The following is a 647-nucleotide window of genomic DNA, read 5'->3' on the forward strand; positions in this document are numbered from 1 at the left end:
TTATTGCCATCATCAGCTCGTTAGCTGTTCTCGTTCTAGCTTCCATTCCCTCGGTACGTGCTGAGTGGGCAAAAGAACTGAAGTACCTTGAATACACCTTCACCGGCCTGTTTACCATTGAGTACTTGCTACGTCTGTATTGCTCGCCAAAACCGGTGGCGTACGCAAAAAGTTTCTACGGTATTGTCGATCTGTTGGCGATCATCCCAACTTACTTAGTATTGTTCTTCCCATCCGCCTCTTTCATGGGCGTGATCAGAGCACTACGTGTGATGCGTATTTTTCGTATCTTGAAGTTGGTGAGGTACCTGCAAGAGTCCAACATTTTGTTGCGCTCATTACTAATGGCTCGCAGAAAGATCTTCATCTTCTTCACAACCGTCGCCATTTTGGTCACGATTTTCGGTTCATTGATTTTTATTGTTGAAGGGCCAGAAAACGGATTTACCAGTATTCCGAAAAGTATTTATTGGGCTATTGTGACCATAACCACCGTGGGATCTGGAGATTTGGTTCCTCAAACTAACTTAGGTAAAGCGCTGGCATCTATAACCATGCTCTTGGGTTACTCGATTCTCGCGGTTCCGACAGGGATATTTACAGCGGAGCTACATCAAGAGATGCAATCCCACAAAGTACTGGTGAAA

The 647-nt window shown here is 45.0% G+C and carries 1 protein-coding gene; it reads left to right on the forward strand.

Annotated elements, in window-relative coordinates; genetic code table 11:
• Window positions 1-647 (forward strand): ion transporter (locus R7O13_RS27975; RefSeq protein WP_318305337.1); only part of this gene is annotated, 647 nt, incomplete at both ends.

The organism is Vibrio sp. Y176, assembly GCF_033438945.1.